This window comes from Actinoplanes sp. NPDC021490 (genome assembly GCF_055562135.1).
This window is the reverse complement of record NZ_JBVHFW010000018.1, coordinates 83,103-96,128: the sequence shown is the minus strand read 5'-3', so window position 1 is coordinate 96,128 and position 13,026 is coordinate 83,103. Positions and strand designations below refer to the sequence as shown.

12 protein-coding genes are annotated in these 13,026 nt (G+C 72.7%); 6 read left to right on the top strand and 6 right to left on the bottom strand.

Features of this window, described 5'->3' with window-relative positions; translation table 11 throughout:
• Window positions 1–6: 6 nt before the first annotated feature.
• Complete coding sequence (locus ACZ3I4_RS36655; protein WP_465386691.1) at window positions 7–1,389, top strand: aspartate aminotransferase family protein; 1,383 nt, start codon at window positions 7–9, stop codon at window positions 1,387–1,389.
• 98 nt (window positions 1,390–1,487) lie between these two features.
• On the opposite strand, the gene ACZ3I4_RS36650 is transcribed toward ACZ3I4_RS36655, so the two are convergent.
• Both ACZ3I4_RS36650 and ACZ3I4_RS36645 read right to left on the bottom strand, forming a co-directional pair.
• Entirely contained in the window at window positions 1,488–2,672 is a 1,185-nt protein-coding gene (locus tag ACZ3I4_RS36650; RefSeq protein ID WP_465386690.1) for a low temperature requirement protein A, read from the bottom strand.
• A 54-nt stretch (window positions 2,673–2,726) separates the two neighbouring features.
• A complete protein-coding gene (locus ACZ3I4_RS36645) occupies window positions 2,727–3,986 on the bottom strand; it encodes a prolyl oligopeptidase family serine peptidase (protein WP_465386689.1) in 1,260 nt (419 codons plus the stop codon).
• Between the two features lie 86 nt (window positions 3,987–4,072).
• Between ACZ3I4_RS36645 and ACZ3I4_RS36640 the strand changes: the two genes are divergently transcribed.
• Window positions 4,073–5,695 carry a hypothetical protein gene (locus tag ACZ3I4_RS36640; protein ID WP_465386688.1) on the top strand — a complete coding sequence of 541 codons (1,623 nt, stop codon included), beginning with the start codon at window positions 4,073–4,075 and terminating at the stop codon, window positions 5,693–5,695.
• A 1-nt stretch (window position 5,696) separates the two neighbouring features.
• Here ACZ3I4_RS36640 and ACZ3I4_RS36635 read toward each other — a convergent pair whose 3' ends face one another.
• Window positions 5,697–6,863, bottom strand: a complete 1,167-nt coding sequence (locus ACZ3I4_RS36635) for an MFS transporter (protein WP_465386687.1) — start codon at window positions 6,861–6,863, stop codon at window positions 5,697–5,699.
• Between the two features lie 30 nt (window positions 6,864–6,893).
• Between ACZ3I4_RS36635 and ACZ3I4_RS36630 the strand changes: the two genes are divergently transcribed.
• The 4 genes from ACZ3I4_RS36630 to ACZ3I4_RS36615 all read left to right on the top strand — a co-directional run bounded on the left by ACZ3I4_RS36630 (window position 6,894) and on the right by ACZ3I4_RS36615 (window position 10,131).
• Window positions 6,894–7,880, top strand: a complete 987-nt coding sequence (locus tag ACZ3I4_RS36630) for a LacI family DNA-binding transcriptional regulator (protein WP_465386686.1) — start codon at window positions 6,894–6,896, stop codon at window positions 7,878–7,880.
• Window positions 7,881–7,914: 34 nt separating this feature from the next.
• The gene (locus ACZ3I4_RS36625) at window positions 7,915–8,757 is read left to right on the top strand and encodes a DUF72 domain-containing protein (protein WP_465386685.1); all 843 of its coding nucleotides are present in this window, start codon (window positions 7,915–7,917) and stop codon (window positions 8,755–8,757) included.
• A gap of 72 nt (window positions 8,758–8,829) precedes the next feature.
• Entirely contained in the window at window positions 8,830–9,699 is an 870-nt protein-coding gene (locus ACZ3I4_RS36620) for an AraC family transcriptional regulator (RefSeq protein ID WP_465386684.1), read from the top strand.
• Between the two features lie 69 nt (window positions 9,700–9,768).
• Window positions 9,769–10,131: a VOC family protein gene (locus ACZ3I4_RS36615; RefSeq protein WP_465386683.1), complete on the top strand. Its 363-nt coding sequence runs from the start codon at window positions 9,769–9,771 to the stop codon at window positions 10,129–10,131.
• A gap of 3 nt (window positions 10,132–10,134) precedes the next feature.
• Here ACZ3I4_RS36615 and ACZ3I4_RS36610 read toward each other — a convergent pair whose 3' ends face one another.
• From ACZ3I4_RS36610 to ACZ3I4_RS36600, 3 genes are read right to left on the bottom strand one after another with little or no spacing between them, the layout of a single operon-like run.
• On the bottom strand, window positions 10,135–11,088 hold the full coding sequence (locus ACZ3I4_RS36610; protein WP_465386682.1) for an AraC family transcriptional regulator: 954 nt from the start codon (window positions 11,086–11,088) through the stop codon (window positions 10,135–10,137).
• Between the two features lie 60 nt (window positions 11,089–11,148).
• The gene (locus ACZ3I4_RS36605; protein ID WP_465386841.1) at window positions 11,149–12,411 is read right to left on the bottom strand and encodes an NAD(P)/FAD-dependent oxidoreductase; all 1,263 of its coding nucleotides are present in this window, start codon (window positions 12,409–12,411) and stop codon (window positions 11,149–11,151) included.
• Complete coding sequence (locus tag ACZ3I4_RS36600; RefSeq protein WP_465386681.1) at window positions 12,408–12,866, bottom strand: Lrp/AsnC family transcriptional regulator; 459 nt, start codon at window positions 12,864–12,866, stop codon at window positions 12,408–12,410. Before ACZ3I4_RS36600 ends, ACZ3I4_RS36605 begins: the two co-directional genes overlap by 4 nt.
• Window positions 12,867–13,026 lie beyond the last annotated feature (160 nt).

Sequence of the window (13,026 nt, the reverse complement as noted above, 5' to 3'; positions counted from 1 at the left end):
CCCCCGTTGACCGACCTTCAGTCACCCGACTACGAGAAGCTGTCCGGCGCCGCCCGCGACCATCTGTGGATGCACTTCACCCGGCTGTCGTCCTATCAGAAGGCCGACGTCCCCATGATCGTGCGCGGCGACGGCTGCTACATCTGGGACTCCGCCGGCCGGCGCTACCTCGACGGCCTGTCCGCGCTGTTCGTCGTGCAGACCGGCCACGGCCGTCAGGAGCTGGCCGAGGCGGCCGCCAAGCAGGCCGGTGAGCTGGCCTACTTCCCGATCTGGTCGTACGCGCACCCCAAGGCCGTCGAGCTGGCGGCCCGGCTGGCCGACCTGACCCCGGGCGACCTGAACCGGGTCTTCTTCACCACCGGCGGCTCCGAGGCCGTCGAGTCGGCGTGGAAGCTGGCCCGCTCCTACTTCAAGCGGACCGGCAAGCCGACCAAGACCAAGGTGCTGTCCCGCGCGATCGCCTACCACGGCACCTCGATGGGCGCCCTGTCGATCACCGGCATCCCCGCCCTCAAGCAGGACTTCGAGCCGCTGGTGCCCTCGACGTTCCGGGTGCCCAACACCAACTACTACCGCCGCCCCGACGAGCGCATGTCGCTCGAGGAGTTCGGCGTGTGGGCGGCCGACCGCATCGCCGAGGCCATCGAGTTCGAGGGCCCCGAGACGGTGGCCGCGGTGTTCCTCGAGCCGGTGCAGAACGCGGGCGGCTGCTTCCCGCCCCCGCCCGGCTACTTCCAGCGGGTCCGCGAGATCTGCGACCGGTACGACGTGCTGATGGTCTCGGACGACGTGATCAGCGGCTTCGGCCGGCTGGGCGAGTACTTCGGCGGCCGGCGTTACGGGTACACGCCCGACATCATCACCGTGGCCAAGGGCCTGACCAGCGGTTACGTTCCGCTCGGGGCGATGATCGCGTCGGACCGGCTGGCCGAGCCGTTCCTCGAGGGCACCAACTGGTTCGCGCACGGCATCACGTACGGCGGCCACCCGGTCGGCTCGGCGGTGGCGCTGGCCAACCTGGACATCATGGAGCGCGAGAATCTGAACGGGCACGTGCGCGACAACACCGATCTGTTCCGGTCCTACCTCGACCGCCTGACCGACCTGCCGATCGTCGGCGACGTCCGCGGTGACGGCTACTTCTTCGGCATCGAACTGGTCAAGGACAAGGCGACCAAGGAGACGTTCAACGAGGACGAGTCGGAGCGTCTGCTGCGTGGCTTCCTGTCCTCGGCGCTGTTCGAGGCCGGCCTCTACTGCCGGGCCGACGACCGCGGCGACCCGGTCATCCAGCTGGCGCCGCCGCTGATCGCCGGCGAGGCTCAGTTCGCCGAGATCGAGCAGATCCTGCGCTCGGTGCTGACCGAGGCCTCCAACCGGCTCTGATCTTTTCTCGCAAGGGGCGTCGGGCGCCCGCCGCTTCCCCCGTGAGCGGCGGGCGCCCGATCTTTTCCTCAGGCCTCGGTGGTGCGACGATCTTTTTGTCAGGCCTCGGTGGTTCGCAGGGCTCCGTGGCGCTGTTGCCACATGCCGGCAAGCACCGTGGCGATCAGCAGGGCGGTCACGGCGATGACGGCCAGAATCGGGTCGAGGGACTCGAAGAAGCCGAGGACGGCGACGAACGGGATCACCGCCGTGGGCCAGGGCCAGGCCGACCGCCAGCGGCCCGACGTGCCCCACATGACCACGGCCAGGCCGGCCAGATAGAGGGCCACGCCGCCGTGCAGGGCCCAGCGCCCGGACGAGTCGAGGGCGCCCGCCGGGTGGGTGATGAACTGCTCGATGCCCACGGCGGCGATGGCCAGGCCGATGATCAGGGGCAGATGGCCGTAGAGGTACGCGTCGGCCACGCCGTTCTCCACGTCCTCGCCGTCCTCGACCAGCTGGCGTTTGCCGGCCGCCCCACCCAGGTCGAAGTAGATCCACCACAGGCCCGCGACGGCGGCGAACGCCACCACCCCGGACACCACCGAGGACGCCACCCAGTGCTGCTCGTGCACGCCGACGGCGACCGAGCGCACCGACTCGCCCAGCACCAGGATCACGAACAGGGCGAAACGGTCGGGCAGGTGGTCGAGGTGCAGCGGCGTGTTGTCGCCGAGCCGGGTGGCGATCAGCGGTGCGACCGCCTCGACCAGGATGCCGGCGCCCCACAGCAGGTAGCGCGGCCAGCCGTGCAGAGGCAGCGACGCCGCCCAGAGCACGGTGGCCGCCGCCGCGCCGGTGATGTAGATGACGATCGTGTGCCGCGCGTCGGGCACGTGGCGCCAGGCGCGGGCGTACAGGAGCAGAAGGATGACCCGGGTGGCGAGATAGCAGATGGCGAACTGCGTGCCCTCGCTGCCCGTCGCGGCCTGCGCCGACGCCGCCATGCCGATCACCGCGCCCGCCGCGCCCAGCTTGGCCAGCCGGTAGATGACGTCGTTGGTGTCGAACCGGTTGGCGTACAGGGTGGTGGTCACCCACGACCACCAGGTCACGACGAGCAGCGCCGCGAAGACCGAGGCGCCGCGCAGGCTGAGATCCCCCGCGAACGAGCGGGCCAGCTGATCCACCACCAGCACGTACGCCAGGTCGAAGAAGAGCTCGAGCCGGGAGGCGCCGCGCTCCTTCTCCGTACGCAGCTTCGGCGGTCGGATCAGCGGTGCGGGCCGGTCGTCAGTTGTCACCCGCCCGCTGTTCCCCCACGGTCACTTCTTTACGCATCGATGTCTCCGGGCGGGTCAGCGTCGCTGCCGGGCCATCCACTGCCAGATGTGCTGACCGTTGCGGGCGGGGTCGTTGCGGGCCACGTAGATCCAGGACCAGTGGCCGGCGAACTGGTGGCCGTTCCAGACGACGTGGTCGTACAGGGTCAGGAAGGATCCGGGGATCAGGTCGTGGGCGTGGATGGTGTTGGGCTCGGGCGGGACCGTGGTGTCGTCGCGCGAGGTGACCAGCCAGGTCGGGGTCCGGATCGCGGCCAGTTCGGCGTCGGTGATCAGGCGCGGGCCGTTGGGCTGCAGCGACTGCACCACGCCGCAGATCGGCACCGAGGCGGCGAACAGCGACGGGTAGGTGACCGTCATCTCCATGCTCATGTAGCCGCCGTTGCTGCAGCCGACGACGTAGATGCGTGAGGGGTCGACGTTGTGCCGGCGGACCACGTCGGCCACGATCTGCCGGATCTGCGGCGCGAAACGGGGGCCGTCCTCCATCCAGAAGGACTGGCTCTGCGGGGCCACGACGTAGGCCCCGCCGAAGATGTGCTGCGCCTCGCGGGTGGCGAAACCGAGGGCGCCGCGGTTGGCCCGCAGCTGGCTCTCGTTGTCGTAGTAGTTGTCGGGCAGCGACGCGCCCTCGCCGCCGCCGTGCAGCCACACCACCAGCGGGCGGCGGCCGTGCGCGCGCGGTTCGAACAGGCGGTACTTCATGCCCGACCGGGAGACGCCGTAGCCGAACGCCTCCACCTCGGGGTTGGACAGCCGGCCCTGGCGGAACTCGGTGATCGTGACCGGCCGGCCGCCGCGCAGCACCAGGGGGGCGTTCTGGGTGATCGTATAGACCAGGTTCAGCCGGACGTTGCGGCCCCGGCTCGCGATGTAGCCGAGCGTGCCCCCGCCCACCTGGCCTTCCGCGGTGGCCAGGTCGAGCACGATGTTGCCGTGCCGGTCGAGCCGGGCCGCGGTGACCGCGCGGTCCAGGTCGTACTCGCTGTAGATCTGGTCGCCCGGAGCGATCGGGATCGGGCTGGTCGCCTTGGCGTGCACGGTGAACGTGCCGGTCGTCAGGGCGGCCGGATCGATGCGGCCGAGCCGGGCGGTGTGCAGCGTGACCGAGGTGACCTGTTCGCCGCCGTCGAGCACCTCGGCGTCGAGCCGGAAGCCGACCCTGACTTTGGACGAGGAACCGCCGGCGTGAGCGGCGGTGACCGGGAGGGCGAGACCCGCGGCGGCGCCCGCGCCCGCGGCCAGAACGGTGCGACGACTGATCGGCGTGGTCATGCGGACTCCCTTTGTTTCGGCTTCCTTACGACCTCATTACAGTGATGCTGGTCTATCACGAAGGTCCCGTCGTCCACAATGATCGGGTGACCGTGACCCACGCCGGCGAGCTGCGCGGCCTCCTGCGGGAATCCGCCGCGCCCGTCCGGCTGCGCGGGGCGACCGTCACGGGCGTCCTCGACCTGGCCGACCTCGTCCTCGACCATCCGGTCACGTTCGACGACTGCACGTTCGCCGACGCCCCGGACCTGGAGGGGCTGACCGTCCCCGCGTTGCGGCTGACCGGATGCCGCCTGCCCGGCCTGCACGCCGACCGGCTGCAGGTGGCGCGCGACCTGACCCTCACCGGCTCGGTGCTCTCGGGCACGCTCGCCCTGCGGGACGCCGTCGTCGGCGCTCAGCTCGATCTGGGGGGCGCCGGCATCACCCCGTCCGGCTTCCGGCCCCTGGCCCTGACCCCCGGCGACGCGGTTCCGCCCCGATATCTGGCCGTCGACGCGCGCGGCGCCCGGATCGGCGGCGACCTCACCGCGGCCGGGCTGACCTGGCGGGGCGCGCTGCTGCTGGGGCTGGCCCGGATCGACGGCATGCTCCTGGTGTCCGAGGCGACCGGCGATCTGCTGCACGGGCCCAGCCTCACCACCCGCGGCCTGTACGGCACCGGCGGTTTCCGGCTGGCGGGCGCCCTCAACCTGCCCGCGGCCACCGTGGACGGCCCTCTCGAACTGCCCGGCGCCGAGCTGGGGGAGCTGGGCGGGTGGAACCTGACCGTCGCCGGGTCGGTGGTGCTGGCCCAGGCCCGGGTGGCCGGAACCGTCAACCTGCAGGGCGCGGATCTGCACGCCGGTCTGCACGCGAGCGGGCTCACGGCCGGCGGCTTGCAGGCGTCGCGGGCCGAGATGCGGGGCGACTGCGTGCTGGCCGGCGCGCACTTCGACGGCCTGGTCACGATGCGGGGCACCCGGGTCGGCGGCACCGTCGTCCTGCGCGACACACAGCTCGGCGTGGACGAGGGTGTGTCGCTCAAGGCGGACGGGCTCGTCGCGTTCGAGCTGCTGCTGGAGTGCGCAACCCCGCCCGGCGACGTCGACCTTCGGCACGCCACCGTCGAGGTGCTGGCCGACTCCGCGACGGCCTGGCCCGAGCGGCCGGTGCTGACCGGCTTCGCCTATCGGCAGCTGCGGCGGGACGTCCCGGTCGCGGAGCGGCTGGAGGTGCTGCGCCGGGCCACCCCGTCGGTGGAGCCGCAGCCGTACGAGCAACTGGCCGCCGCCTACCGGGCCGCCGGGCGTGAGCGGGACGCGCGCCGGGTGCTGCGCGAGAAGCTGCGCCGCGAGTCCCGGGCCGGCGGGCTGCCCGGGCGGCTCTGGGGCCTGGTTCAGGACGTTTCCATCGGGTACGGCTACCAGCCCGGCCGGGCCGCGGCCGTCTTCGCCGCCCTGCTGCTGGCCGGGACCGCCTGGTTCGCCGCGGCGGCGTCCTGCGCCGGGGCCGCCGGCCTGTGCCCGGTCAAAGCGGACGAGCACCCGGTGTGGGACCCGTTCCTCTACACGCTGGACCTGCTGGTGCCGCTGGTCGACCTGGGCCACGAGAAGGCGTGGGACCCGGTGGGCGTGGACAAGGTGGTCGCGGTGGCCCTGATCGTGAGCGGCTGGGTGTTCGCCTCCGTGCTGGTCGCCGCGGCGGGGCGGGCGCTCAGCCGGTCGTGAGTCAGGGTCGCGCCGCCCCGGCCGATGCGCGCGCCGGGATCGCGTAGCGGCTCAGCCGGATCAGGGGCAGCGCCAGCAGCGCCAGGGCCAGCCCGAGCGCCCCCACGGCCAGCATCGCCCCGCGCAGGCCGGTCGCCGCCGACCAGTAGCCGACGTAGACCGGGCCCAGCAGGAAGCCCAGGTAGGACACGACGGTGACGACCGAGGTGGCGCGGCCGCGCGAGGACTCGGCGACGTTGCGGGAGACGATGCTGAGCAGGGTGGGGAACAGGGCCGCGGTGCCCGCCGCGGCCAGGACCAGCCCAGCCAGGGCGACGGGCATCGACGGCGCGTGGCCCAGAACCGCGGCGCCCGCGGCGGCGACGATCGAGCCGCTGACGACGACCGTGCGGGCGTGGGCCGGGCTGACGGCGCTCACCGCGAAGCGGGTCACGGCCACGACGGCGGCGAACGCGGCGGGGGCGATCGCGCTGAGCCCGGCCGCGGCCGCGAGGACGTCCTCCATGAAGACCGCGCTCCAGCTCTGGTGCGCGTTCTCGCTCGCGTAGGCCAGGGCGCCGAGGGCGCCGACGAGCAGCAGCGGCCAGATCGGCGTACCGGGGGAGGGGTCGCCTTGGACGGTGGCCGGGGAGCCCGGGGGGAGGCGGAAGTAGATCGCCACCCCGGCGGCCACGGTGAGCAGGAGGACGGCGGCGAACGGGGCCCAGGTCGGGGCGCCCAGGGCGTAGGCGGCGCCGGTGGACAGGCTGGAGACGACGACCGCGACCGAGAAGACGGCGCCCGCCCGTGTGATGACCGGGCGGCCGCTGAGCTGCTCGGCCCGGCCCGCGACCGAGTTGGCCGCCACGTCGGCGGCGCCGCTGGTCATGCCGACGGCGACGAGCCCGAGGCTGAGGCTGACCAGGCCGTGGCCGGTGACGGCGGTGAGCACGCCGGCCGCGCCCAGGGCCACCAGCAGATAGGCCGTGCAGCGCAGACCCCAGCGGTCGAGGGCGCGGCCGGTCAGCAGCATCGCGGGCAGGGCGCCGGCGCTGATGAACAGCAGGGCGGTGCCGAGGCGGGCGTCGTCGAGAGCGGCCTGATCCCGTACGCGGGGGATGGCCGCACCCCACGTGCCCCAGAACGCGCCGAACGCCGCGAGAGCTCCGTAAGCCGCCGTCTTCAGCATTGTGTAACGCTACACAGATAGGATCCGGCCATGCAACAGCGGCGCCGCGTGACCATGGCCGACGTGGCCCGGGCGGCCGGGGTGTCGCCGATGACCGTTTCGTACACGTACAACCGGCCGCAGCGGGTCTCGCCCGAGACACGTGAGGCAGTCCTCTCGGCGGCGGCCCGGCTGGGCTACGGCGGCCCCGATCCGTCGGCGCGCTCGCTGCGCTACGGCGCGACCCGGACGCTCGGGGTGGTGCTGGGCGAGCACCTGACCTACGCCTTCGACAACCCGCAGGCGGTGGAGTTCCTCGCGGGCATCGCCGAGGTGTGCGCCGACCGCGGCTACGGCATGCTGATCGTCCCGACCGGCGCGGGCGAGGACGACCGCGACCGGGTGGCCGCGGCGGCCGTCGACGCCTACGTGATGTGGACGACCACCGACGACGACCCGGTGCTGGAGGCGGCGCGGGGTTCCGGGCGGCCGGTGGTCGTCCACGGGGGCGCGTTCGCCATCGACAACCGGGCCGCGGCGCGGGCGGTGGGGCTGGTGGTGTTCGCCGGAGCGCGACGGCCCGCGGTGCTGAGCTTCCCGGTCGACCGGCGCCGGGAGACATTCGTGCGGACCGGCCTGGCTTCGGCGGCCTATCCGGTGACCCGCGACCGGCTGGAAGGCTACCGCGAGGCGGTCGCCGAACTCGGCCTCGCCTGGTCCTCGGTGCCCGTCGCCGTGTGCCGCAGCAACGACGAGGCCGAGGCCGCCCGGATGATGGCGCTGCTGCTCGAGGCGGCCCCCGACGCCGACGCGGTCGCGGCGATGAACGACCCAATGGCCCACGCGGCGATGCGGCTGCTGCCGTCGGGGCGGGTGGCCGGCTGGGACGACTCGGCCCTGGCACGGTCGGCCGGCCTGACCACCGTGGCCCAGTCGTTGCGCGAGCAGGGCGCGGCGTGCGCGGCGGCCGCGCTGGGTGAGCCGGCGCCCTCCCAGCAGGACTCGTGGCGGGTGGTCGCGCGGGCGTCCACCGGGTGATCGGGGCGGCGCCGGTGCGCGATAGGTTTTCCGGGTGAGCGTGGCACAGGGGCAGCCGGCCGGTCGGCTGCATGTGGGCTGTGCGCAGTGGACGCACAAATCGTGGCCGGTGTCGGGGACCGAAAAGCTGCGCTCGTACGCCGAGTGGTGCAACGCGGTCGAGGGCAACACGACGTTCTACGCCACGCCCACCCGCGACACGGTGACGACGTGGGCCGAGCAGACCGCGGCCGACTTCCGGTTCGTCCTCAAGTTCCCGCGCAAGGTGACTCACGACGAGCGCCTCAAGACCGGCGGGGACGAGGCCTGCCGGATCTTCCTCGACGCGATCGAACCCCTCGGCTCACGCATCCACGCGCTCTGGATCCAGCTTCCGGCCTCGTTCGCGCCCTCCGACCTGCCCGCGCTGGCCGACTTCCTCCAGCGCCGGCCCGCCGGTTACCGCTACGCGGTCGAGGTGCGCCATCCGGCCTTCGCCGACGACCCCCGTCCCCTGCAGCGGCTGCTGACCGCGGCCGGCGCCGAGCTGGTCCCCTTCGACACGAGCGTCATGTTCGCGAGCCCGCCGACCAGCGACGCCGAGCGGGACGCGTGGTCGAAGAAACCCCGTCTGCCCGTACGCCCCCACGCCCTCACCGAGTTCCCGATCATCCGCTATCTCGGCCGCGACGACCCCGCCCGTACGGTCGAGGGCTGGCAGCGCTGGCTGCCGGTGATCGCGCGCTGGCTGCGCGAGGGCCGCTCGCCGACGGTGTTCGTGCACACCCCCGACAACGCCGAGGCACCGGCCCTGGCCCGCCGCTTCCACGCCGAGGTGGCCGCCCTCGTGCCCGGTCTGACGCCCCTGCCCGAGCCCCAGCCGACGACGCTCTTCTGATCGCATCGGGCCACGATGGTCGGGCGGCGCCCGGGTGCGGTCCCGCAGGCTTGATCGCGAAGGGAGGCCATCGTGATCTCGGAACTCAACCGCCTGGTCGAGCTGGTCGAGCACCGTCTCGGCGAGGAGCTCGACGTGGCCGCGGCGGCCCGGTCGCTCGGCACGACCGAATACCACCTGCGGCGCATGTTCTCGTCGCTGGCCGGGATGCCGCTGTCGGAGTACGTGCGCCGGCGCCGGATGACCGTGGCCGCGGCCGACGTCGTCCGGGCCGCGGACGATCTGCTCACCATCGCGGTCCGCTACGGCTACGGCTCGGCCGAGGCGTTCGGGCGCGCGTTCCGGGCCGTGCACGGCGCGAACCCCGGTGACGTACGCCGCGACGGTGGTCCCCTTCGCACACAACCGCAGCTCAGGTTCCGCCTGACCGTCGAAGGGAGCAACCCCATGGACACCCGCATCACCGAACGCCCCGCGTTCCGCCTGACCGGCCACGCCGTACGCGTCCCGCTCATCCACGAGGGCGTCAATCCCCACATCCAGCAGCACGTGGCCGCGGTGCCGCCGGCCGAGCACGCCCGGTTGAAGGCCCTGTCCGACACCGAACCGGCGGGCCTGCTGGCCGTCACCGACGACCACCTTCCGGACGCCGCCGAGGGCAGCGAGCTGACCTACCTGCACGGCGTGGCCGTCACCACGGACACCCCGATCCCGGACGGGCTGGACACGATCGACGTCCCGGCCGGCCAGTGGGCGGTGTTCCGCAGCAGCGGCGCCTACCCCCAGTCGCTGCAGTCGACGTGGGCCGCCACCGCCACGGACTGGTTCCCGTCCAACCCGTGGCGTCTGCGCCCGGGCCCGTCGATCGTCGCCGTCCTCGAGCGGGCCGGCGACTTCAGCACCGCGCTCACCGAGCTGTGGCTCCCGATCGAACCGGCCTGAACCGATGAGTCCGGGCCGCCCGCGCGGTCCTACCCGGGATGGAGTAGTTCCACGAGCCCGGGAGGCCCCATGTCCACTGTCCAGTTGTTCCTCAGCACGCCTGACCTCGACCGGCTGCGCGCCTTCTACGAGGGGGTGTTCGGGGCCGTCGAGACCATGCGCTATCCGGCGGAGGGCGAGGTTTTCTACGTCGGCTTCGCGCTCGGCGACTCGGCCCTGGGCCTGGTCAACGAGCCCGGCGCGGACACGTCGCCGGCCCCGCGGTTCGCCCTGAGCGTCGAGGTCGGTGACGTGGACGGGTTGCTCGACCGGGTGGCGGCCTGCGGCGGGAAGGTGCTCGGCCCGCCCAACGACATGCCCTGGGGCCAGCGGGTCGCGCACGTGCACGACCCCGACGGCAATCTGGTCAACCTGACCCGCACCGGGCCGTAGAAGTCAGTGGCGCAGGGTTTCCCCGGGTGTGCGGCCGTACGCGGCCTTGTAGTCGGCGGCGAAACGGCTCAAATCCAGGTAGCCCCACCGGCGGGCGGTGGCCGTCACCGTGTCGCCCTCGGTGGGGTCGGCGGCCAGCAGGTCGCGGTGGGCCCGGTCCAGCCGCACCCGGCGCAGGTAGGCCATCGGTGTGGTGTCCAGGTGGCGGCGGAAGGCCGCCTGCAGCGCGCGGGGCGTGACGCGGGCGGCCTCGGCTATCCGGTTTGCGTTCAGGGGCTCGGCCGGGTGGCTCTCGATGAACGAGACGGCCCGGCGCACCGCGGCCGGGGGGACCGGGCCGGTGGCCGGGCGGTGCGGGGCAGCCATGGCCGTGTTCGGGAAGGCGACCAGCGCGGCCGCGGCGGCCAGGTCGGCGGCCGCGCTGACGGCCAGCGGGCTGCGCAGGGGCTCGGGGTCGCCGGTGAAGAGCTCGTACAGGTAGGTCATGGTGTGCCGCCAGTAGAGGCCCAACTGGGGTGTCGCCGCGGTCATGGCGTCGAACCGGAAGGCGGACCGGTCCGTTCCCGTCCGGGCCGCGGCGGCGTCGGCGACCAGGCCGGCGTCCAGGGTCAGGCCGTACATGTCGAAGTCGCTGCACAGGTTGGTCAGCGACCGGCCGGGCCGGTGCAGCAGCACGTCGCCGGGGCGGCTGACCGCCACCTCGCGCCCGTCGCGGGTCTCGAGCAGCCCGCCGGCCAGCACCACGAAGATGAGGTTGCCGGCGGTGTGGAACCGCACGGAGACGTCCATCGTGTATCGGACCCGGGCGAGCGTCATCGGCCCGGCGCCGACCGCCTCCTGCCGATAGCTGAACGCCCGCCGGACGTTGTGCATCCGGAACCGGTAGCCGGTGTAGATCTGGCTCAGCACGTCGTGTGCCTGGGCGGGGTCGTCGGTCGCGAAGTCGAGCCGCGTCACCGGCCTGTCCACATCGCGCCTCTTCTGCCGGGAATCGGAAGCGACTACGTGGAAACCGTATCAGCGGGCCGGGGCCGGGTGCTTCTCGAGCGCGTCGCGCAGGGAGGTCGCCCGCAACGCCGCGTTGATCCCCAGCCAGCGGATCGGCTCCGGCTCCCACGGCCGGGACCGGTGACCCACCCAGGGCAGGGTGGTCCGCTCAGTCGCCCGGCCGGCGATCAGGTCGGCCAGCGTACGACCGGCCAGGTTGGCCGCCGCCACGCCGTCGCCCACGTAGCCGCCGGCCCAGGCGACACCGTCACGCAGGCCGACGCTGGGCATCCAGTCGCGGGGGATGCCGAGCGGGCCACCCCACCGGTACGCGATCTCGGGCCGGATCCGGAACATGCCGGCCAGGGTGTCGCGCAGGCTGCCGAAGACCGCGGGCACCTGGTCGTACGACGGTTCGACGCGCGACCCGAAGTGATAGGGCGCCCCGCGGCCGCCGAACGCGAGCCGGTCGTCGGACGTGCGCTGGCCATAGATGATCATGTGGCGCTCGTCGGTGAACGTCTCGCGCCGGGCCAGGCCGATCCGCTCCCAGTCGGAGGCGGGCAGCGGCTCGGTCGCGATCATCAGCGAGTAGACCGGGGCGAGCGCGCGGCGGTGGCCGGCGAGCTGGGCCGTGTAGCCCTCGAGGGCGCGGACCACCGTGCCCGCTGTGACCGTGCCGTGGTCGGTGACGACCGAGCCGCGGGACAGCGACCGGACGCGCGTGCCCTCGAAGATGTCGACGCCGCGATCGGCGACCGCGGAGGCCAGGCCCCGGACGAGCCGGGCCGGATGCAGGGCGGCGCAGTCGGGGCTGTAGACGCCGCCGAGCACGTCGGTGGCGTTGCAGATCGCGGCCGCCTCCTCGCGGGGGAGGAAGCCGGGCGACTTGCGGGCCCGCCGCAGCTGGGCCGGTGATCGGGCGAGCGAGATCGTGCCGCCCTTGGCGTAGTCGCAGTCGATGCCGGTCCGTCCCACCTCGTCGACCGCGTCCGCCAGTGCAGCATGCATCGCACGCGCGCGGTCGGCGCCGTACCGGCGCGCGAGTTTGGCCTCGCTGACCGGGAACAGCCCCGAGGCCCACCCGCCGTTGCGTCCCGACGCGCCGAACCCGCAGTACGACGCCTCGAGAACGGCGATCGACAGCGACGGGGCGATCTGCGAGAGGTAGTAGGCCGTCCACAATCCGGTGTAGCCGCCCCCGGCGATCGCCACGTCGTACGACCGGTCGCCCGGAAGCGGTGGCCGCGGCGTGACCGGCTCGAGGGTGCTCAGCCAGAAGGACGGAATCATCGGGTTCCCCACGCGTACGTCTGCTTGGCCAGCTTCAGATACATGAAGGTCTCGCAGGCGATCACGCCCTTGACCGACCGGACCTTCTCGTTGAGCAGGTCGAGCAGGTGCTCGTCGTCGGTGCAGACCAGCTCGACCAGCAGGTCGAAGCCGCCGGCGCAGATCACCACGTAGTCGACCTCGGGGATCTGGGCGATCTCGTCGGCGATGGCGCGCAGGTCGCCGTTCACCTTGAGGCCGACCATCGCCTGCCGCGCGAAGCCGAGCGTGAGCGGGTCGGTCACCGCCACGATCTGCATGAGGCCGCCGTCGAGCAGGCGCTGCACGCGCTGCCGCACGGCCGCCTCGGAGAGGCCGATCGTCTTCGCCAGCGTCGCGTAGGACATCCGCCCGTCGCGCTGCAGGTGCTCGATGATCTGCTTGTTGATGTCGTCGAGTGCCACGTCCGCCGTCACGCCGCGATTCTTCCCGGCGGACTGGTGGACGGCAATCGAATCACTCGTCCGGTTTGCGGTCGTCGATGGAATCCGCACCGATGCGCCTCCTCGACTCGGCAACGGCCACTGCGTTTATCGCAGAGTTGATCGCCCTTGACAAGCTTTTCCGTGGCGTCAA

Bases quoted from the DNA above. Each gene is read 5' to 3' on its own strand.
- ACZ3I4_RS36645 (WP_465386689.1), bottom strand. From the start codon at position 3,986: ATGACCACGCCGATCAGTCGTCGCACCGTTCTGGCCGCGGGCGCGGGC.
- ACZ3I4_RS36630 (WP_465386686.1), top strand. From the start codon at position 6,894: ATGCAACAGCGGCGCCGCGTGACCATGGCCGACGTGGCCCGGGCGGCC.
- ACZ3I4_RS36635 (WP_465386687.1), bottom strand. From the start codon at position 6,863: ATGCTGAAGACGGCGGCTTACGGAGCTCTCGCGGCGTTCGGCGCGTTC.
- ACZ3I4_RS36605 (WP_465386841.1), bottom strand. From the start codon at position 12,411: ATGATTCCGTCCTTCTGGCTGAGCACCCTCGAGCCGGTCACGCCGCGG.
- ACZ3I4_RS36615 (WP_465386683.1), top strand. From the start codon at position 9,769: ATGTCCACTGTCCAGTTGTTCCTCAGCACGCCTGACCTCGACCGGCTG.